General features: G+C 66.7%; 16 protein-coding genes. 4 read left to right on the forward strand and 12 right to left on the reverse strand.

What is annotated here, in order from left to right:
• The first annotated feature begins 127 nt into the window (after positions 1 to 127).
• The gene (gene acnA / locus HV681_RS14160; RefSeq protein ID WP_175123665.1) at positions 128 to 2833 is read left to right on the forward strand and encodes an aconitate hydratase AcnA; all 2706 of its coding nucleotides are present in this window, start codon (positions 128 to 130) and stop codon (positions 2831 to 2833) included.
• A 153-nt stretch (positions 2834 to 2986) separates the two neighbouring features.
• On the opposite strand, the gene HV681_RS14165 is transcribed toward acnA, so the two are convergent.
• Positions 2987 to 3760 carry a DODA-type extradiol aromatic ring-opening family dioxygenase gene (locus tag HV681_RS14165; RefSeq protein WP_175123666.1) on the reverse strand — a complete coding sequence of 258 codons (774 nt, stop codon included), beginning with the start codon at positions 3758 to 3760 and terminating at the stop codon, positions 2987 to 2989.
• A gap of 257 nt (positions 3761 to 4017) precedes the next feature.
• Between HV681_RS14165 and HV681_RS14170 the strand changes: the two genes are divergently transcribed.
• The 3 genes from HV681_RS14170 (at position 4018) to efp (ending at position 7029) form a co-directional block, all read left to right on the forward strand.
• Positions 4018 to 5220 carry a DUF2863 family protein gene (locus HV681_RS14170; RefSeq protein WP_175123667.1) on the forward strand — a complete coding sequence of 401 codons (1203 nt, stop codon included), beginning with the start codon at positions 4018 to 4020 and terminating at the stop codon, positions 5218 to 5220.
• Between the two features lie 7 nt (positions 5221 to 5227).
• Positions 5228 to 6340: an elongation factor P maturation arginine rhamnosyltransferase EarP gene (gene earP, locus HV681_RS14175; protein ID WP_175123668.1), complete on the forward strand. Its 1113-nt coding sequence runs from the start codon at positions 5228 to 5230 to the stop codon at positions 6338 to 6340.
• 128 nt (positions 6341 to 6468) lie between these two features.
• Positions 6469 to 7029 carry an elongation factor P gene (gene efp, locus HV681_RS14180; protein WP_006225610.1) on the forward strand — a complete coding sequence of 187 codons (561 nt, stop codon included), beginning with the start codon at positions 6469 to 6471 and terminating at the stop codon, positions 7027 to 7029.
• A 102-nt stretch (positions 7030 to 7131) separates the two neighbouring features.
• Here efp and HV681_RS14185 read toward each other — a convergent pair whose 3' ends face one another.
• The 11 genes from HV681_RS14185 to HV681_RS14235 all read right to left on the reverse strand — a co-directional run bounded on the left by HV681_RS14185 (position 7132) and on the right by HV681_RS14235 (position 19366).
• A complete protein-coding gene (locus HV681_RS14185; RefSeq protein WP_175123669.1) occupies positions 7132 to 7590 on the reverse strand; it encodes a DUF1178 family protein in 459 nt (152 codons plus the stop codon).
• A gap of 43 nt (positions 7591 to 7633) precedes the next feature.
• Positions 7634 to 8338 (reverse strand): DUF2968 domain-containing protein, encoded by a 705-nt coding sequence (locus HV681_RS14190; RefSeq protein ID WP_175123670.1) that lies wholly within the window; start codon positions 8336 to 8338, stop codon positions 7634 to 7636.
• 117 nt (positions 8339 to 8455) lie between these two features.
• Positions 8456 to 9847, reverse strand: a complete 1392-nt coding sequence (locus HV681_RS14195) for a sigma 54-interacting transcriptional regulator (RefSeq protein WP_175123671.1) — start codon at positions 9845 to 9847, stop codon at positions 8456 to 8458.
• A gap of 49 nt (positions 9848 to 9896) precedes the next feature.
• A complete protein-coding gene (locus HV681_RS14200; RefSeq protein ID WP_175123672.1) occupies positions 9897 to 11939 on the reverse strand; it encodes a TadG family pilus assembly protein in 2043 nt (680 codons plus the stop codon).
• A gap of 103 nt (positions 11940 to 12042) precedes the next feature.
• Positions 12043 to 12471, reverse strand: a complete 429-nt coding sequence (locus HV681_RS14205) for a DUF3613 domain-containing protein (RefSeq protein WP_175123673.1) — start codon at positions 12469 to 12471, stop codon at positions 12043 to 12045.
• A 22-nt stretch (positions 12472 to 12493) separates the two neighbouring features.
• Positions 12494 to 13342, reverse strand: coding sequence for a tetratricopeptide repeat protein (locus HV681_RS14210; RefSeq protein ID WP_175123707.1), 849 nt, complete (start codon positions 13340 to 13342; stop codon positions 12494 to 12496).
• An 11-nt stretch (positions 13343 to 13353) separates the two neighbouring features.
• The gene (locus HV681_RS14215; RefSeq protein WP_175123674.1) at positions 13354 to 14346 is read right to left on the reverse strand and encodes a type II secretion system F family protein; all 993 of its coding nucleotides are present in this window, start codon (positions 14344 to 14346) and stop codon (positions 13354 to 13356) included.
• A gap of 13 nt (positions 14347 to 14359) precedes the next feature.
• Entirely contained in the window at positions 14360 to 15283 is a 924-nt protein-coding gene (locus tag HV681_RS14220; RefSeq protein WP_175123675.1) for a type II secretion system F family protein, read from the reverse strand.
• Positions 15283 to 16641, reverse strand: a complete 1359-nt coding sequence (locus HV681_RS14225; RefSeq protein ID WP_175123676.1) for a TadA family conjugal transfer-associated ATPase — start codon at positions 16639 to 16641, stop codon at positions 15283 to 15285. Before HV681_RS14225 ends, HV681_RS14220 begins: the two co-directional genes overlap by 1 nt.
• Before the next feature lie 50 nt (positions 16642 to 16691).
• Positions 16692 to 18008: a pilus assembly protein CpaE gene (locus HV681_RS14230; protein WP_175123677.1), complete on the reverse strand. Its 1317-nt coding sequence runs from the start codon at positions 18006 to 18008 to the stop codon at positions 16692 to 16694.
• Positions 18005 to 19366: a type II and III secretion system protein family protein gene (locus HV681_RS14235; RefSeq protein ID WP_175123678.1), complete on the reverse strand. Its 1362-nt coding sequence runs from the start codon at positions 19364 to 19366 to the stop codon at positions 18005 to 18007. Before HV681_RS14235 ends, HV681_RS14230 begins: the two co-directional genes overlap by 4 nt.
• Between the last annotated feature and the right edge of the window lie 19 nt (positions 19367 to 19385).

Below are 19385 nucleotides of genomic sequence, written 5' to 3' on the forward strand. Positions count from 1 at the left end.
CTTATATAAGATATAAGACATAAACCAAGATATAGACCCTCGGCAAACTTGTCCAAGAGACAATGACAAACCTGCCGAAACGCCTGAAAATGCCGCCTTCAGCCTGGGCAAAACCACGGAGTCCATCATGCCGCACAACACCCTAGACACACTCAAGAATTTCAAGATCGGCAACAAGTCCTGTCAGTTCTACTCGCTGCCGGCGCTGGGCAAATCGCTCGGCATCGACGTGCAGCGGCTGCCGGTCTCCATCCGCATCGTGCTGGAATCCGTGCTGCGCAACTGCGATGGCAAGAAAGTCACCGAAGAACACGTGCGGCAGCTCGCCAACTGGCAGGCCAACGCCAAGCGCGAAGACGAAATTCCCTTTGTGGTCGCCCGGGTCGTGCTGCAGGACTTCACCGGTGTGCCGCTGTTGGCCGACATCGCGGCCATGCGCTCGGTTGCCGACAAGATGGGCAAGAGTCCCAAGAGCATCGAACCCCTGGTGCCCGTGGACCTGGTGGTGGACCACTCGGTCATGATCGACTACTTCGGCACCAAGAACGCGCTGGACCTGAACATGAAGCTGGAGTTCAAGCGCAACCAGGAGCGCTACCAGTTCATGAAGTGGGGCATGCAGGCGTTCGACACCTTCGGCGTCGTGCCGCCGGGCTTCGGCATCGTCCACCAGGTCAACCTGGAATACCTGGCGCGCGGTGTGCACCAGGACAAGAAGAACAACGTCTTCTACCCCGATTCGCTGGTGGGCACCGACAGCCACACCACCATGATCAACGGCATCGGCGTGGTCGGCTGGGGCGTGGGCGGCATCGAAGCCGAAGCCGGCATGCTGGGCCAGCCCGTGTACTTCCTGACGCCCGATGTGGTGGGTGTCGAGCTCAAGGGCCAACTGCGCGGCGGCGTCACTGCCACCGACCTGGTGCTGACCATCACCGAAATGCTGCGCCGTGAAAAGGTGGTGGGCAAGTTCGTCGAATTCTGCGGCGAAGGCACCGCCAGCCTGACCGTGGCCGAACGCGCCACCATCGGCAACATGGCGCCCGAGTACGGCGCCACCATGGGCTTCTTCCCGGTCGACGAACGCACCATCGACTACTTCCGCGGCACCGGCCGCACCGAAGAGGAAATCGCTGCCTTCGAGGCCTATTTCAAGGCGCAGAAGATGTTCGGCGTTCCCGCAGCCCAGGACATCAATTTCACCAAGCTGCTGACGCTGGACCTGTCCACCGTCGCCCCGTCGCTGGCTGGCCCCAAGCGTCCGCAGGACCGCATCGAGATCGGCAACGTCAAGAACACGTTCATCGACCTGTTCTCCAAGCCGGTCGCCGAAAACGGCTTCAACCAGCCCGCCGAAAAGCTGGATCAGACCTTCACCACCAGCACCGGCACCAAGGTCAAGAACGGCGACATCCTGATCGCCGCCATCACGTCCTGCACCAACACGTCCAACCCCAGCGTGCTGCTGGCGGCGGGCCTGTTGGCCAAGAAGGCCGTGGAAGCCGGCCTGACAGTGCCCAAGCACATCAAGACCTCGCTGGCCCCCGGATCGCGCGTGGTCACCGAATACCTGACCAAGACGGGCCTCTTGCCCTACCTGGAAAAGCTGGGCTTCGACGTGGCGGCCTACGGCTGCACGACCTGCATCGGCAACGCCGGCGACCTAACGGCTGACCTGAACGAAGCCATCACCAGCAACGACCTCGTTTGCTCGGCAGTGCTCTCGGGCAACCGCAACTTCGAGGCGCGCATCCACCCAAACATCAAGGCCAACTTCCTGGCTTCGCCGCCGCTGGTCGTGGCCTACGCCCTGGCCGGCACCGTCACGCGCGACCTGATGACCGAGCCCGTCGGCCGCGGCAAGAATGGCGACGTGTGGCTGGGCAACATCTGGCCGACCACCGAGGAAATCGACGCGCTGCTGAAGTACGCGCTGGACCCCGAGGCCTTCGAGGCCAACTACGGCCAGGTCAAGAGCAACCCCGGCAAGCTGTGGGAAAACATCAAGGGCGTCACGGGTGATACCTACAACTGGCCCGACTCCACGTACATCGCCGAACCGCCCTTCTTCGAAGGTTTCGGCATGACGCCGGGCGCGATGCCCACGGTCAAGGGCGCGCGCGCGCTGGGCGTCTTCGGCGACTCGGTCACCACCGACCACATCTCGCCCGCCGGCTCCATCAAGGAAAGCTCGCCCGCCGGCAAGTGGCTGAAGGAAAACGGCGTCATGAAGGCCGACTTCAACAGCTACGGTTCGCGCCGCGGCAACCATGAAATCATGATGCGCGGCACCTTCGCCAACGTGCGCATCAAGAACCTCATGATTCCCGCGCTGCCGGACGGCAGCCGCTTCGAAGGCGGCGAAACCCTGTTCCAGCCCACCGGCGAACAGATGTCGATCTACGACGCCGCCATGAAGTACGTCGCGGCCGGCACGCCCACCGTGGTGTTCGGCGGCGAAGAATACGGCACCGGCTCGTCGCGCGACTGGGCCGCCAAGGGCACCCAGCTGCTCGGCGTCAAGGCGGTCATCACGCGCAGCTTCGAGCGCATCCACCGCAGCAACCTGGTGGGCATGGGCGTGCTGCCCCTGCAGTTCAAGGGCAACGACAGCGTGCAGTCGCTGGGAATCACCGGCGAAGAAACGTACGACATCTCGGGCCTGGAAAACGGCATCAAGCCGATGCAGGACGTGACGTTGACGATCACGCGCAAGGACGGTTCGAAGCAGGACGTGACCGTGCTGCTGCGTATCGACACCCCGATTGAGGTCGATTATTACCAGCACGGCGGGATCCTGCCGTTCGTGCTGCGCCAACTGCTTGCTGCCTGATCGTCAACGGTCGCAGCTCAGTAAGAACGCCCCGGGACCTTGCGGTTCCGGGGCGTTTTTCATGGGCAGCAGAGGTGTCTGACACCCTCCAGAGATATCTTCGGCTTGCCGCCGTTTCTCAACGGGTGTCAGACACCAGGTAATGGCGCGGGCTTAATCAAACTGATAGGCGTCCATCGCCAACGCCGCGTACGACACTTCGTCATTCAGCCGCCGCGCCTTCGTGCCGCCCGCGCCCAATGCCACATACAGCGGCATCAGATGATCGTCATGCGGATGCGCCTGCATCGCGCCAGGCGCCTGCGCCTGCCAATCCAGCAGCGCAGGCACGTCGTGATGCGCCAGCTTGTCCGCGTACCACGCCTGAAAGCCCGGCACGTACTCGGCCGCCGGCGCGTTCTGCGGCATGCGGACGTGGCGCAGGTTGTGCGTCAGCGACCCCGAACCGATGATCAGGATGTCTTCGTCGCGCAGGCGCGCCAGCGCGCGGCCCAGTTCCATCTGTCCCGCCGCGTCGCGCCCCATGTCCAGTGACAGTTGCACAACCGGCACGTCCACATCCGGGTACAGATAGCGCAGCGGCACCCAGGCCCCGTGGTCCAACGGGCGCCGGGGATCACGATCGGCGGCGATGCCCGATTCGGCCAGCAGCGCCTGCACGCGCGCGGCCAGTTCGGGCGACCCGGGCGCGGCGTACTGCAGCGCGTAAAGCTCCTGCGGGAAGCCGCCGAAGTCGTGCCAGGCGACCTGCTGATCGCGGGTCGAGAGCGCCAGCCCCTCGCCCATCCAGTGCGGCGAAACGACCAGGATGCCGCGCGGCTTGCGGCCCTGCGCGGCGCTCCAGTCCGCTAGTGCGGGGCCGGTGCGGCCGGGCTCGACGGCGAGCATGGGAGAACCGTGGGATACGAAAAGCGTAGGCCAACGCATGGCTGTGCCTCCAGAAACAATAACGATGCCGTCATTGTCGGCCGATTCAAACGAGCAATAAACCCCCGGTCTCGGGATAATCTGTTGCCCGATAAGCATCAATGAAGACCGCGCGCGCTTGAGAATTCCGCCGTAGTCACGCCCCTACCGAACGGCGGCGGGGTCAGTCAGGCCGGCGCGCAATGGGCCGTCACCCCGCCGAGGGTGCCGGGCGTTAAACTACGTCGTTACACACTGAATGGACGTTCCCCGAAGTTATGGCCCGATCCCGCAGCCAATCCGCTCCCCGCATGACCCGTGACGCTACCCGGCTGGTCGCGCTTGCCCAGGCGCTGAACCGCTCGGGCAGCCGCGTCGAAGACGTCTTCTGGGAGACCCAGCTTGGCGAAGCGATCCCGAAGCTGCTCAAGGCTGGCCAGGACGCCCCGCTCGAAGCGGCGCTGGACCACCTTGCCCAAAGCGACGTGGGCGCCTACGAGGTTCTGATCGAACAGGCCGAAACCCTGTCCGAATCGATGAAGATCGAGAAAAACGGCGTTCGCTACGACATCCTGCTGATCGTCGCGCCCATCGTCGCCTGGACCCGGTACGCCATTCCCACCGGCCCCATTTCGGCCAGCGCGCAGCAAGCCCTGCTGGCCCAGCTTCACGGGCATGTCCTGTCGAGCAATGCGCGCACCACGTTGATGCCGCTGCTGGTCAGCGTGGACCAGATGCCGCGCACGTTCTCCGAGACCTGGCAATGGCTGCAACGCCTGGGCTCGCAGGCGCTGGGCGCCGAGACCACCAAGCCGGCGCTGAACACCGACACCGAAACCGCGAACATGCTGGCCGACACGCGCTACATCGTCGGCACGGTCGCCGTGCCCGAAGGCGAGCCGATCTTCCGCTGGCAGGAAAAGCTGGGCGATGCCGACGCCAGCCGTGATGCCTGCCTGGCGCAGTGGGCCGCGCAAGCGCAGCCCACGCTGGCCGCGCTGCTGCCGGGGTGCGGTTTCGAGGCCCTGCTGCCCGACGCCTACTACGTCAGCAACCGCGAAGCCGACCGTCAGGTGCGCCCGCTGTCGCTGCGCGCGGCGGTCAGCTGGCTGGAAGGCGCCGTCAACCTTGAAGCCTCGCAGCTCCGGGCCGTGGTGGCCGGCTGCGGCGAAGGCCGCATCGACGAATACCGCATCGGCTTTACCGCGCGCAGCGGCAACGACGTGTATTACGGCTGCGTGTGGCCGCTGTACGGCCGCGAGGAAGACCTGGTCATGGACGAAGGCCAGCCCGACGTGGTCGACGAGATCGCGGCACTGCTGAAGGAATACGGGGTCACGGACGTTCGCCGCATCCCCGGCGTGCTGCCGCCCGAGTACTGCGAGGACTGCGGCGCGCCCTACTTCCCGAATCCCCTGGGCGAACTGGTACATGCCGAACTGCCCGAGGACGCCGAGGCCGCCCCCGCCCAGTTCCACTAGGCCAGCCATGCAAGCGGACATTTTCTGCCGGGTCGTCGACAACTACGGCGATATCGGCGTCTGCTGGCGTCTTGCGCGCCAGCTAGCGCGCGATTTCCAGTGGGATGTCCGCCTGTGGGTTGACGATCTGGCCAGCTTCTCGCACATCCAGCCCGGCATCTCGGCCGACGCCGCGCGCCAGCAGTTGTCGGGCGTCGACATCGTGCATTGGTCCGATGCACCGGACGCCACGCTGCAGGCGCGCGACGTCGTGATCGAGGCGTTCGCGTGCGATCCGCCCGAGGCCTTCGTCGCGTCCATGCGCCGCAGCCACCCCGTCTGGATCAACCTGGAATATCTGAGCGCCGAAGCGTGGGTCGAAAGCTGCCACGGGCTGCCGTCGCAGCGGCCGGACGGCCTGGTGAAGCACTTCTTTTTTCCGGGCTTTACGCCGGCCACGGGCGGCCTGCTGCGCGAACCGGCCCAGGCCGTGGAGCGCGAAGCGCTGCAGGGCTCGGCGGACATGCAGGACGCCTTTCTGCGGTCGGCCGGCGTGCCGGACGATGCGCTGGCGCTGCGGCGCAGTGGCGCGCGCACCGTGTCCCTGTTTTGCTATCCGTCGGCGGCGGTGGCCGAACTGGCCCAGGCCTTGACGGCCGATGCGCGCCCCACCCTGCTGCTGGTGCCGCAGGGCGTCGCGCCCGCGCTGGAAGCGGCCTGCCAGTCGACTGGCGCGCCGCGCGTCGTCCGGTTGCCCTTTCTGACTCAGCCCGATTACGACCGCCTGCTGTGGTGCGCGGACCTCAATTTCGTGCGTGGCGAAGATTCCTTCGTGCGGGCCGCCTGGGCCGCCCGGCCGCTGGTCTGGCAGATCTATCCCCAGGACGAAAACGTCCATCTTGAAAAGCTGGAAGCCTGGCTGGCGCGCTATCCGGCCCCCGAAACGGCGCATGCGCTGATCCGCGCCTGGAACGAGTCCGAACCCGGCCGGACGGCCCCGGCCGTCACCGCCGCGCTGGCGCCCGACGCCTGGCGCGCGTGGTCCGACGCAGCCCGCGACTGGAACGCCAGCCAGTCGGCCCTGCCCGGCCTGGCCGAAAATCTGGCCACGTTTTGCGCAGAGTTGGCCAAGAAACGTTAGAATAGAGAGTTTTCTGAGTTGCCCTGAATCTGTCGGGCCTCAACTATGACGCCTCCCGGGGTGTGCAAAGCCTCACGCGGCTTATGCAAGCGACGGCGAGTGCACCCATCACCCCCGGAGTTTTATCGATGAAAACCGCTCAGGAATTGCGAGTCGGAAACGTGGTCATGGTCGGCAAGGATCCCCTCGTGGTCCAGAAGGCCGAATACAACAAGTCTGGCCGTAACGCCGCCGTGGTCAAGCTGAAGTTCAAGAACCTCTTGACCGCCTCGGCCAGCGAATCGGTTTACAAGGCCGACGAAAAGTTCGAAGTCGTTCAACTGGATCGCAAGGAATGCACGTATTCCTACTTCGGCGACCCGATGTACGTCTTCATGGACGAAGAGTACAACCAGTACGAAATCGAAGCCGAAAGCATGGGCGACGCGCTCAACTACCTGGAAGAAGCGATGCCCGTGGAAGTGGTCTTCTACGACGGCCGCGCCATCTCGGTTGAACTGCCCACCACGCTCGTGCGCGAAATCACCTACACCGAACCCGCCGTCCGTGGCGATACCTCGGGCAAGGTGACCAAGCCGGCCAAGATCAACACCGGCTACGAACTGAACGTGCCGCTGTTCTGCGCCATCGGCGACAAGATCGAAATCGACACCCGCACCAACGAATACCGCAGCCGCGTCAACAACTGATCCGGCCCAGCGCAAAAAAGCCAGACCATTTTCGGTCTGGCTTTTTTTTCGGCGGAGGGTACTTTGGCAGGGTGTGGCAAGGGGTCAAGACACCCCAACGCCCTATTGCAGCCGTTCGTCGTCCAGAAAATCCGGGACCGCCATGACTTCGATGCCGTCCTCGGCCAGGGCTTCGCGTTCTTCCACCGTGGCGGTGCCGCGAATGGGGCGGTCGTCGGCGTCGCCTTCGTGGATGCGGCGCGCTTCTTCGGCGAAGCGGGGGCCGACGTTTTCGGTGCTGCGCACCAGCGCGCGAACCTGGCGCATGACGGCGGCCTGCAGGGCCGCCATCTTTTCCGCGTCGGACGCGCCGGCCGGCACGAGCGGCTGGGCCGCGGGCGCGTGCAGGTGGGCGACATTCAAACGGGGAGCGGACAGGCGCTTGGTGATGGTGGCCGACCCGCAGACGGGGCACGTGACAAGGCCGCGCGCTTGCTGCGCGTCGTAGTCTTCGTGCGACCCGAACCACCCTTCAAAGATGTGGTCGTGGTCGCACTGGAGGTCAAAAACTTTCAGAGCCATGGCGTCTATATGGGGTGCAACGCCCAGAGTACAAGAAGGCGTGCTACTTGGCCCGGGTTTGCGCTGCCGGATTGCCGACCTGTGCCTGTTGCGCCTGCAAGGCGTCGATCTGACGCTGCAGGTCGCGCAGTTGCTGGCGCACGTCCTTCTGCTGGCCGGCCAGCGCCGTGGCTTCTTCGCGCGATTGCTGCTGACGCGCCGCGACCTGCTCTTCCTGCTGCAGCCGCACGGTGCGGTCAGCTTGCAGCGCGCTCAGTTCGGCGCTGCGGCTGGCCAGCAGTTTTTCGGCATGCGCGTTTTCGGCCTGCATCTTGATGCGCTTGATGTCCACTTCGGCGAGCTCGGCGGACTGCGCGACGAACGCGCGATACGTGGCTTCGGCCTGCTTGTCGGACTTGGTCTTGATCACGCGCCAGAAGTCCTTCTGCTGGAACAACGCGACGTAATACGTCAGGTCGTCGGGCTTGAACAACAGGCTGGCGCCGTAGGTGCCGTTGTAGGCCGTGCGCAGCTCCGACACCTGGCGGTTCTGGATCAGGCTTTGCAGCTCCGACACCGTGGAGGCCGGACGCGCAGCCGGCGGCGGCGCGGGCGGTGTCACGGGCGTGGAGGCGGCCTGCGTGTCCTCGACCTGTTTAACCGTGGGCCGGGGCGGTTCCGGCTGCGCGCTGGCGCAAGCGGCCAGACTTGTCAGGACCGAGCCCAACAACGCCACGCGGGTGGCGCCACGGATAAATTGGACGTTCATATTCACCCCAAAAAAACGGTTGCGGAACTATATCAATTTATTTCTGCCGACAGAGCAATGCTCGTCTGATTCGGCTTCGAAACTGTGGCCCCGTACGGGCCATTCCCTATTGCGGGTTCAAGTCGTCTCGGCAAGGCCGTCGGCCGATTCGTTCTGCGCGGCGCCCAAGTGCAGCTTGCGCATCTTTTCCCATAGCACCTTGCGGCTGATGCCGAGCGTGTGCGCGGTGTCCTGACGGCGCCAGCCATTGGCTTCCAGCGCCGCGAGCACGCGTTCGCGTTCGGCGCGTTCGGCATCGGTGAAGCTGGCGGGATCGAATCGCACAGCCGCCGTGCCGGCCAGCCGAAGCGGTTCGGCCAATTGATCGAAGATGCGCTCGATGCGCGGCTGGTCCCAGGCCTGGAACTGTCGCCGCACGATGGCCACGCGCTCGGCCACGTTGGACAGTTCGCGCACGTTGCCCTCGTAACGCGTGCGCGCCACGCGGTCCAGCAGCCATGGCGGGGGCTCGTCCTGCACGCCCTGGCTCAGCAGCAAGGCGCGAAAGATCGCCGCCTTCTCGTGCGGACCGCGCTGCTCCAGATTGGGAATGCGCAGCTCGATGACCGCCAGCCGGTAATACAGATCCGCGCGGAATTCGCCCTGCCCCACCAGCATCCGAAGATCCTTGTTGGTGGCGGCAACCAGACGAAAGTCCACCGGCACCTCCGCCGTTGAACCCAGCCGCGTCACCGTGTTCTGTTCCAGCACCCGCAACAGCTTGACCTGCTGGTACAGCGGCAGATCGCCGATCTCGTCCAGGAACAGCGTGCCGCCGTGCGCCTGCTCGAAATACCCTTTGTGCGCACCGATTGCACCCGTGAACGCGCCCTTCGCGTGGCCAAAGAAATGCGCTTCGAAGAGGCCTTCGGGGATGGCGCCGCAATTGACCGCCACGAACGGACCCGCGCGCCATGCGGCCTCGTCATGCAGCAGGCGCGCGATACGCTCCTTGCCCACGCCGGTTTCGCCGTGGATCAGCACATTGCTGCGGCAGTCCGCGTAGACCCCGGCTTCGGCCAGCAGGTCCTGCATGGCCGCGGATACGGCGATCAGCGGCTGCTCGCGCCGGGGCGCCGCGCGGTCCAGCTGGTTCAGCGTGCCCAGCAATTCCGTCAGCAACTTGCGCAGGTCCGCGCTGGTAAAGGACAGCGGCAGCGTATACGAGTATTCCGGCGGGTAGAAGCGCGGATCGCGCCCTCGCGCCTCCGCCGCCACCCAGATGACCGGCATGCCTTGCGCCGCCAGCCAGTCGTAGCCGCCGAAGCGCTTGTCGCCCATCACGGACACGGACACCAGCGCCACCGCGCGCCGCGACACGTCGCGTGGCGGCGGGAACGCCGTGCCGGCGTCGGCCCGGATCAGCGACACGTCCATGCCGGCCAGACAGCGTTCGGCGCGGCTGGCGATGTCGGAGGCGCCTTCCCAGACGTACACGTCAAAATCTTCGCGCGCGAAATTCTCGCTCATCGCTTGGCCCATGCGGGAGGGAAGGAAATGGAATTCAGGAGCGTTGTCATCAGTACACCAGGCGGGGTTTGCCGCAATCCACGGATATCAGGGCGACGTCGGTCTGGCCCACGCTCAGGCCCAGCACATCGAGCAATTGCTGCAGCGCCACGGATAGCGAGCTGAGCAAGGGGTCCAGCAGCACCATGACGACCGACAGCACGCCGCCGACCTGGCCGCTGCCGTTCAGGGCCAGCGTGCCGACCGCGTTGACCCGGCACTGCCGGATCGCATCCGGCGTCAGCGCCAGCGCGCACGTCACATCGCTGATGGGCGCCAGCAGCAGCGAGTTCAGAATGCCGCCCACCAGTTGCAGCGTGCCGCCCAGCACCCCGGTCAGGCCGCCGGTAGTCAAGCGCGCGCTCAACTGGTCCATCGCGGTCTTGGACCACTGCATGTCGTTGACCACCTTGGAGATCGTCTTGCCCGCGTTGTTCTTGTCGCCGCCCACCAACTGGGTCGCCAGGTCCTTGCGCTGCGCTTCGGTCAATGGCGTGCCGGTGTTGAAAAGGTCGCCCAGGATGCCGCCGATCAGCGCGTCCGTGAGGTTGGCGGCCAGCTTGGACAGGTTTACGTTCGTGGCGTTGACGGTGGCCGTGGCGTTGGGCGATGGCGGCTCGGTCAGCGTGACCGAAACGGGCGCCGTCGAGCTGAACACCGGCAGCGTTACCCGCGCCGTGAGCGGCAGGATGCCCAGCACGTTCAGGACCTGATGGCGGCCGATCGCCGTGAATGCACTGGGTTCGCAGCGATTGGTAAGCGACTGGAAGTTTGCGGCGCTGCTGTCGGTGGCCGACGTCATGCCGGGAAAGCGCCCCAGGCAGACGCTGGCTGCGGCCGACGTCACGTCGATAACCGCCTGGTTTTCCTGAAGCGGCGCCTCGCACAGCTTGCGCAGCGTGCCCGTCGATTGCGCCACGTCGATGATGATGGGCAGGTCCACCTTGGTGTTCAGGGTGTTGGCCAGCAAGGGGCCGACCAGCGGAATGTTGGTGGTGTTGACGCGCAGATAGACGCGAATCCCGGCGCTGATCGCCTGCGTGCCCACGCCGCCCACGCCCACGGACGGCGGCTCGACGATGCGAACACGTGCGTCCAGGCCAAGCAAGGGCACACTCAGTCCCAGATTGATCAGATTGCTGCCGTTGGCGATGACCAAGGCGGCTTCCAGGATGTTGAGCGCGTTGACCTCGGCCTGCAACGCGGCGCTGGCGTCGCCGCCCGCGACGTGCAGATCCAGCACACCGCCGTCGCCCAGCAGTTTCACCGGCAGATTCAGCGGCATCACGGCCAGGACGGTGTTGATGGCGTTGCGCAGCAGCGCCACGTCGGCGGTGGCCGTGGCCTGTTTGTCGATGACGCTGAGCGTCGCGTTCAGCAACTGGCCCAGCGTCAGGGTGTTGAGCGCGGCCAATTGTTCGGGCGTGCCCACGCCGGCCACGGCCGACAGCGGCAGGCCCAGCGCTTCCAGCAGACCGGCCGGCGTGATGTTGACGTTGGCCAGCCCCGCGGCATCCAGCACGTCCAGTTGCGACGGCGAAGCACCCGCCGTCGCCAACAGCTGCGACAGCAACCCGCCGCGCTCCAGCCGCAGGAGGCGCGATCCCACCGTGAAGGCGGCCACCGGCGGCGTGCGGGTCGCCACCGCCGCGGCCGACGCCGTGACGCCGTCCACGCCGGGGATCAGATTGGCCAGCTGCTTGCGCACCGCCACCCGCACCGCGTTGTAGGCCTGCCCGCCCGCCGCGTCGAACACGTGCATGCCGCTGGCGTCGGACCGCGCCGGATCCCACACCTTGCACTCCACCGTCAGGTCGGCGGCCGTGAACGTGTCAAGAATGTCCGGCAGATTGGCCAGGGCGGATGCGCGGCCTGCGGCGGCGGCGCGCGTGCAGTCCGCGCTGGCGCCCAGATTCAGGACCTGCACCGCCGACAACGCGGCCAGATCCGCCGCCTTCTGCATCTCGCGCTTCATGTAGGCCCCGTAGCCCAACTGCAGCACGCCCAGCAACACCACCGCCACCAGCACCGCGAACACGGCGGCGACGGTCATGCTGCCGCGTTGCCGCGGCGGCGGAGGGAAACGTTGATGGCCGGCTGACATGCGCTTGCGACTCCGTCTGGGCATGCGGCGGGAGCGACCCGCCCGGGGGAATCTATTGGACGTTGGGGATTTCCACGTTCCGGTCGAACCACACGGGAATGGGCTGCTTGAAGCTTTCCACGTAGCGGTTCCACGCGGCCGTGGAGACCGGCCCCAGCACGGGCAACGCATTACCGGCCCGCCGTCCGTCAGCCTGCGCGGCAAGCAGCCCGCGCGTCACGTCGCCGAAGGCCTCCGGCGCGGCGGGGGCCGAAGAGGCGGCCGATGCCGTCGTCGCCGTTGCTGCCGCCGGCGCCGCAGGCATCGGCGTCTGCACCTGCTGCACCACCGGCCTGTCCGGCATGGCGGTCGGGGACGCCGCGGCGTCCGGCACGGCGGACATGCCGCCCGTCAACGGCGCATTCGTCTGCGCGTGTGCCGCAAAAGGCGCCATCGAGGCGCAGGCCAGCATCAAAAGCGCGTGCGGAAGGGAACGGATCATGGCGGATTTCCTGAACATTGGGTTAACGCACGATGGGACCATTGCCCAGCCCTTCCATCAGCGGGCTCATCCTGGGCAGCACAACCTGCTCGCCGCTGGACACCCGGGTGGCCGACGCGGAAGACGCGCTGGGCGCGGGCGCCAACTGGCCACGAATCTCGGCGGCCATGCGCAGCACCTGCCCACGCGCCTCCTCGCCCAGTTGCGCGCGCGCCATCACCTGCTGCGCGCGCAGCGCATCGCCCTCCACCAGCAGCAGCACCGCCAGATTCGCCAGCACCTTGCCGCTATCGGGCGTCAACTCCGCCGCCTGCCCCAGCGGCACGCGCGCGCCCGCCGGATCGCCCGCGCGCAGCCGCGCATAGCCCAGGTCGCCGAGGATCCGCGCGTCCATGGGCGACTGCCGGGCCGCCCGCCCCAGGTAGTCCGCCGCCTGGTCGAACTGCCCGCGCCCGCCGGCGATGAGGCCCAGGCCATGCCAGCCCTCGGCCGCCTGATCGGTGGTGGTCAACGCGCGGTAGGCCGCTTCGCTTAACGCGGTCTGGCCGGTCTGGCGCAGCGCCTCGGCGCGCAGGACGGCCACGCGCGGATCATTGCCGAACTTCTGCTGAAAGCCATCGATATACGCCAGCGACGCGAAGTAGCGGTCCTGCCGCTGCGCCTCGACGATCAGGGACAGCATCAGCTCCGGCTCCTTGGGCCGCCGCTTGTTCTCGGCCTCGTCCTCTTGCTGCCGCATCAGCGCCTGCTCCTGCTGCTGTTGCTGGATCAGTTGCCAGGCGGATTCCGCCTTGTTGGTCTGGCATCCGGCAAGACCCGCGCCAATGACCAGCACCGTGACCACAAGCCCCCAGCGCGACCGGTTTTCCATTCTGCCGTCCATCACATCCCTCCCATGCGCGACAAGCCGCGCAACACCGCGATAAACCCCGCGCCGCCCGTCACGATCAACAGGGCGGGCAGCAGCGTCACGATCATGACGCCGGTCATCTTGACCGTGGTCTTGCCCACCTTCTCTTTCAGCTCCAGGCGCCGCTTGTCCCGCAGGCGCTCGCCGAAGCGGTTCAGCGGCTCCTGCACGGCGCCTCCGTGCTGATCCACCTGCGCGATCAGGCGGCAGATGGCGGACAGGTCGTCGTTGTCAAAACCCGTGGCCATGCGGGCCAGCGATTGTTCGCGCGTGCGTCCGCGCACATACAGTTCCGAAGCCAGCCGCAATTCCGAAGCCAGCACCGGCAGCACCTGGCCGAACTCCTTGACCAGCACCTGCAGGCTCTGGTCGATCGACAAGCCGACGCCCTGCAAGAGACGCAACAGGTCGATCAGCAAAGGCAGCTCGTCGGCGGCCTGACGGCGGCGGCGCGCCAGGCGGCGCTGCACGATCCACTTGGGCAGCATGTAGCCGATGGCAAACGCCACGAATCCCGCGGCAAACGCGCGCAACGGCATCTGCGGCAACTGCTTGTGCCAGTCCAGCAGAATCACGGCCACCGGCAAGAGCAGCGCCAGGCCAAACCTGACCAGCACGAAGCGCGAACGCGCGGTGCCGGGCTGGGAGTAGCCAGCCATGTCGACCAGCTTGCGGTCTTCGGCGGCCAGCAGCGCGTCGGCGAGCCGGCCTTCGCTCAGGCGCTTGCCGAACGTATCGGCCACACGCGCCGCCGCGGCCAGCCTGCCGCGTCTTTCTTCTCTGGGCGCCGCGGATGCCGCTGCGCCTTCCCGCGCCGCCAGCGCCTGATCCACCACCTGGCGGCTGCGGTCCTGGCTGCGCAGACGCCGCGCCATGCCCAGCCCCAGCACCACCAGACCCGCCGCCACCAGCATCAGCGCCATCGCCAGCACGGTGTTCGCGTTCAAGGATTGGAGGGTGTCCATGCGCCGCCTCCCCTCAGATGGCCTTGGCCATGCGATACAGCCAATAGCAGCCGCCGATCTGCAGGCAGACCGCGGTCAGCAGCATCTTGAAGCCCTGCGGGTCTTCCCACAGGCCCATGAACAGGTTGTTGTTGGCGACGATGATGAAGCCGGCCACGCCCACGGGCAGCAGCGCCAGGATCCAGGCGGACAGCCGGACCTCTGCCGAGCTTGCCGTCAGCTCATTGCGTGCCTGGGCGACATCGCGCATAAAGGCCGCCATGCGCTCCAGCACCTGATCGCTGCGCCCGCCAAAGCGCATCGCCAGCGACACCACCGCCGCTACCATGTACAGCTCCTTCAGCCCGTACATGCGGGACACGTGCGCCAGCGCCGCGTCCAGTTCTTTCGAGCTGCTCAGGCTGGCGGCCGTCTCCACCACTTCGCGCAGCGGCTCATCGGTGGCGGCCGCTGCCGTGCGGAATGCCGCGGCGATGCTGTTGCCGATGGTCAAGAGGCGCACGATGTTGTCCAGGAACGCGGGCAACTGCGAAATCATCCGGCGCTGACGCTTGTCGGCCCTCAGCCATAGCAGGAAGTACGCAAACACGGCCAGCAGCAGGAACGTCACGGCGCCCGACAGCGGTCCCAGAAAGGCCCACGCCAGTGCCCCGCCCGCGACGACAGGCAGCGCGATGCGCAGGTAAAGGCCCACGCTTTGCCGCAGGCCGGCCAGCCGCAGCAGACGGTCCCAGCCGGCGTGGCCGCTGCGGAACTCGCGCGCGTTCTCGGCAAAGGGCGCGTCTCCCGCCGTCTCTTCGCGGCCGCGCGCCAACTGGCTGTCCAGAAACGCGGAACTGGCGGCCCGGCGCGCGCTGCGGTCGGCGTGGCGCCACAGCAGCACCGCGCCCACGGCCAGCACCGCCGCCAGACTCAACAGCGCCATCACGTCCTGCATCAGCGCCTCCGGCTCCAGAAGCCGCCGCCGCCATCGCGGTCGTCCGGCGCGTTGTCGTTGGCGCGCGCCTCGTTGCGCAGCTTGGCCAGCTTGGGCGTATGGGGATGGATGCCCAGCCAGTTCCAGCGATCTCGTTCCTCGCCATCCGGCGTCGCAAACGGGTCGTGGCGGTATAGCTCCTGCGTGGAGATGACGTTGTCGCCCATGCCGGTGATCTCGGTCACCGACAGCACGCGGCGCTTGCCGTTGGACAGGCGGCCGATCTGCACAATGAAATCCAGCGCGCTGGCAATCTGGCGCCGCAGGCTGTCTTCGCTGCCCTGGAATCCGGCAAAGCCGGCCAGCATCTCGATCCGGTACAGGCATTCGCGCGGCGAGTTCGCGTGAATGGTCGCCATCGACCCTTCGTGGCCGGTGTTCATGGCCTGCAGCATGTCCATGACCTCGGCGCCGCGCACTTCGCCCACCACCACGCGGTCCGGCCGCATCCGCAGGCTGTTGCGGATGAGTTCGCGGATGGTGACTGCGCCGCTTCCGTCAAAGCCGCCCTGGCGCGATTCCAGCCGCACCACGTGCGGATGGTTGAGCGACAGTTCCGCGGTGTCCTCCACCGTCACCACGCGTTCGTTCTCAGGGATGAAGAACGCCAGCGCGTTCAGCAGCGACGTCTTGCCCGAGCTGGTGCCGCCGGACACCAGGATGTTGCAGCGGTTCTTCACGGCCTCGTTCAGCAGGCGGTAGATCGCTTCGTCGAAGGTGCCCAGCGTCAGCAGGTCCGCCGGCTTCAGCGGGTCCTGCCGGAACTTGCGGATCGACACCATGGGACCGTCCACCGCCAGCGGCTCGATCACCACGTTCAGCCGGCCGCCGTCGGGCAGGCGCGCATCCACCATCGGGCTGGACTCGTCCAGCCGGCGGCCGATGGGCGCCAGGATTCGGCGCACGATGCGCAGCACATGCTGGTTGTCGGTAAAGCGCAGCGACTCGCGGGCCAGCACGCCGCGGCGCGAGACAAAGACGTTGTCGTAGCCGTTGATCAGGATGTCTTCCACGGCCGGGTCGGCGAGCAGGTCTTCCAGCGGCCCCAGGCCCGCCAGCTCCTTGGTCAGCGCCTCCGCAATGGCGCGCATTTCGCTTTCGTTGATCGCGACCCGGCGCATCCGCACGAAGCTCGCGACCTCGATGTCCACGAATTCCTGAATGGCCGATCGCGCCCACCGGCCAAATTCCGCACCCAGTTCCTCGATGCGGGACAGCAGATGCTCGTAGGCCGCCGTCTTCACTTCCTGGTAGCGGTCCGACGCCGAGAAGCCTTTGTCGCCGTCGCCGCCGAACTCTATCGTCGCTGTCATGATCATGTCGGATTCCGTAACCGTCCGTCTGTTTCGCCGTCAGGCGCTGTTGGCCTTCAGCCGATCACCATGCGGCGATGCACGCCGGGCAGCCAGGTCGCCAGCCAGCTTGCGTGCCCGCCGGGCGAGGTTTCCTCGGCGCACAGGCGTTCGGCCAGCGTCTGCACCGCGCGCACGTAGACGTCGCGCTCGGCCTCTTCGTGCAGCAGATGGCCGCGGTTGGTGCACACCATCAGCGGCAGCGTGCGGTCCGGCAGCGTGCCCACGAGTTCCAGGTTGAAGCGCTCAGAAATCTGCTTGGCCGTCATGCCGTAGCGCTCGTCATAGCGGTTGACGATGAGGCCAAGGGTGGAGCGGTCCACGTGTAGTTGCTCCAGTTCCTGCAACAGCCCGGCCAGCGACACCAGCGCGCCCACGCTCTGGTCGGTCACGATCCAGTTCAGCTGCGAGTTGCGCGCCAGGCCCGACACGAACTCGGCATTGGTGAAGCCGCCCGCGTCGGCCACGACCACCGAGAAATGCTGACGCATGCGTTCAAACACCAGCAGCGAATCCGACTGCGACACTTCGCGCATCTGTCCCAGATCGCGCGGCAGCGACAGCACGCTCAGGCCATTGGCCGTGTGCGCCATCGCCGATCCGAGCAGCGTGGAATCGAGGCGGCGCAGATTGCGCGCCGCCTCGGCAAAATCGAAGTCGCCGCCGATGTTCAGGTACAGCTGGCAATCGCCCACGGGCCAGCCCAGGTCCATCAGCGCCACGCGGCTGGACAACGGCAGCGGCTCGCCCGGCGGTTGGGAAGCCTTGGCGGCGCGCTGGTTGTGCGCCAGCTTCAGGCGGTCCTGCACCATGCCCGCCAGATGGACGGACAAGGTGCTGGTGCCCACGCCGGGACGCGCGCCCATCAGCACGACGCTGCGGCGCGTGCCGTCCGTGCGCCCGCCCGACGGCCGGTCGAGCACGCGCAGCACCACTTCCCGAACTTCCTGCGGCGCCACGGACGGATCGACGAAATCAACCGCGCCCGCACGCAGCGCGGCGATCGCGCCCTCCGGCTGGCTGACGTAGCCGACCGCCACGCGCGGCAGCGTTGGCGCGATGCGCGCCAGAAGGCGCGCCAGTTCGGCGGACTTGAACAGCTTGCCGGGTTCGTCGTCGCTCAGTGAGAAATCCAGGAACACCACCTGCGGCGCCAGCTCGGTCAGGCGCCGCGCCAGTTCCTCGATGCGCGGCGACTCCTGGGTCAGCACGCCCAGGTCACCCAACGCCATTCCCAATTGCGCGGCGATCGCACTGCCCTGAGAACAAAACAGGAACCGCGTGCCGTTCTGCAGGCCCACTCCTTCGCTGGCATGTGTCTTCATATTGGTCACCGTGAGAATCCCGGCATCTGTTGGCCGCTTGCCGGGCCGGTCAGGTAATAACCCCAGGCATTGAACGCCGTGTCGGTCTGCTCCTGCCGCGCGCCCGGCAGCGGCAGGGCCACGCCGCGCGCGATCGGGCGCACCAGGCGCGGCGTCACGACGATGACCAGTTCGGTGTCTTCCTGGGAATAATCGACGCTGCGAAAGAACGCGCCGATGATGGGCAGGTCGCCCAGCATGGGCACTTTGTTGACCATCGCTTTCGTCTGGCGCGACACCAGGCCGCTGATCACGAAGCTTTCGCCATCGCCCAGTTCGACCATCGTGTCGGCGCGCCGTGTGCGCAGCGCCGGAATGATGGTGCTGGTGTCTTCGCTGGTGTTGATGGCGATGCCGTTGGTGTAGTCGAGCTCGCTGGCCTCGGGCGCCACCTTCAGCGCGATGCGGTCGCGCGACAGCACGGTGGGCGTGACGGTCAGGCCGATGCCGAAGGGCTTGAAGGTTACGTTGACGGTTCCCAGTCCGCCGGCTTGTGGAATCGGCAGCTCGCCGCCCGCCAGGAAGCTGGCGCTCTGGCCTGTCAGCGCGACAAGCGTCGGTTCGGCCAATACGCGCGCCATGCCGTTGGTCTGCAAGAGGCGCAGGCGCGCCGCAAAGTTGTTGGAGTCATAGAACAGCGAGAACCCGGACGCCAGCGCGCCGCCCAGGCTGGCGGGCATGGTGGAGCTGCCGCCGCTCCAGGGGCCGTTGCTGGCCGTGAAGCTGACGCCGGCCGCCTTCATCACCGAACGCGACACTTCCACGACCTTCACTTCCACCTGCACGACGCCGCCCGTGCCGGCGGTGGACAGGTCCACCACATTCTTGTCGCCGCCCACGGCGGCGGCCGCCATGGTGGCCGAGGCGATCTGCCCGAGCGGCGATTCGGCGTGGCCTGACACGACCGCGTGGCCGTCCGCAATGTCCACGTTGGCGCCGCCGCCCAAACCACGGCTGGCCAGTGCGCCCTGCACGCCGCTGCCGACGCGCACGGTCCATACCTGCGGCGCGGCGTTGCCGCCCGTCCAGACCTGCAGCCGCGTGGTGCCGGGCTTCTTGCCGTACAGCAGCACGGCGCCCGCGCGGTTGCCGGTAGCGGGCAGCACCTTTACATCGGCCACGTCTGGATCGCCGATGGCGATGCGCGACGGCGCGCCGTGGCCGAGCATGACGGTCTGCTGCTCTCTGACCGCCATTGAAATGTCGCGGGCCGGCGCGTTTGCGCCGGTCGCTGGGGCCGCGGTTTGTGCCAGGCTGATTCCCTCGTGCGTCATCGCCGCGGCGGCCGACAGAAGGCAGATCATGGTAGTGCGCTGAAGTTTCTTCATAGTGCCGGATCTGATGATG

Origin of the sequence: Achromobacter animicus (genome assembly GCF_902859585.1) — a bacterium.
In the GTDB taxonomy this organism is placed as follows: Bacteria; Pseudomonadota; Gammaproteobacteria; order Burkholderiales; family Burkholderiaceae_B; genus Achromobacter; species Achromobacter animicus.

Excerpts from the sequence above, each read along its gene's own strand:
- HV681_RS14190 (WP_175123670.1), bottom strand. The coding sequence starts at position 8,338 with ATGAACGTCCAATTTATCCGTGGCGCCACCCGCGTGGCGTTGTTGGGC.
- HV681_RS14205 (WP_175123673.1), bottom strand. The coding sequence starts at position 12,471 with ATGATCCGTTCCCTTCCGCACGCGCTTTTGATGCTGGCCTGCGCCTCG.
- HV681_RS14235 (WP_175123678.1), bottom strand. The coding sequence starts at position 19,366 with ATGAAGAAACTTCAGCGCACTACCATGATCTGCCTTCTGTCGGCCGCC.
- HV681_RS14170 (WP_175123667.1), top strand. The coding sequence starts at position 4,018 with ATGGCCCGATCCCGCAGCCAATCCGCTCCCCGCATGACCCGTGACGCT.
- acnA (WP_175123665.1), top strand. The coding sequence starts at position 128 with ATGCCGCACAACACCCTAGACACACTCAAGAATTTCAAGATCGGCAAC.
- HV681_RS14195 (WP_175123671.1), bottom strand. The coding sequence starts at position 9,847 with ATGAGCGAGAATTTCGCGCGCGAAGATTTTGACGTGTACGTCTGGGAA.
- HV681_RS14200 (WP_175123672.1), bottom strand. The coding sequence starts at position 11,939 with ATGACCGTCGCCGCCGTGTTCGCGGTGCTGGTGGCGGTGGTGTTGCTG.
- HV681_RS14225 (WP_175123676.1), bottom strand. The coding sequence starts at position 16,641 with ATGATCATGACAGCGACGATAGAGTTCGGCGGCGACGGCGACAAAGGC.
- HV681_RS14215 (WP_175123674.1), bottom strand. The coding sequence starts at position 14,346 with ATGGACACCCTCCAATCCTTGAACGCGAACACCGTGCTGGCGATGGCG.
- HV681_RS14165 (WP_175123666.1), bottom strand. The coding sequence starts at position 3,760 with ATGCGTTGGCCTACGCTTTTCGTATCCCACGGTTCTCCCATGCTCGCC.
- earP (WP_175123668.1), top strand. The coding sequence starts at position 5,228 with ATGCAAGCGGACATTTTCTGCCGGGTCGTCGACAACTACGGCGATATC.
- efp (WP_006225610.1), top strand. The coding sequence starts at position 6,469 with ATGAAAACCGCTCAGGAATTGCGAGTCGGAAACGTGGTCATGGTCGGC.
- HV681_RS14185 (WP_175123669.1), bottom strand. The coding sequence starts at position 7,590 with ATGGCTCTGAAAGTTTTTGACCTCCAGTGCGACCACGACCACATCTTT.
- HV681_RS14210 (WP_175123707.1), bottom strand. The coding sequence starts at position 13,342 with ATGGAAAACCGGTCGCGCTGGGGGCTTGTGGTCACGGTGCTGGTCATT.
- HV681_RS14220 (WP_175123675.1), bottom strand. The coding sequence starts at position 15,283 with ATGCAGGACGTGATGGCGCTGTTGAGTCTGGCGGCGGTGCTGGCCGTG.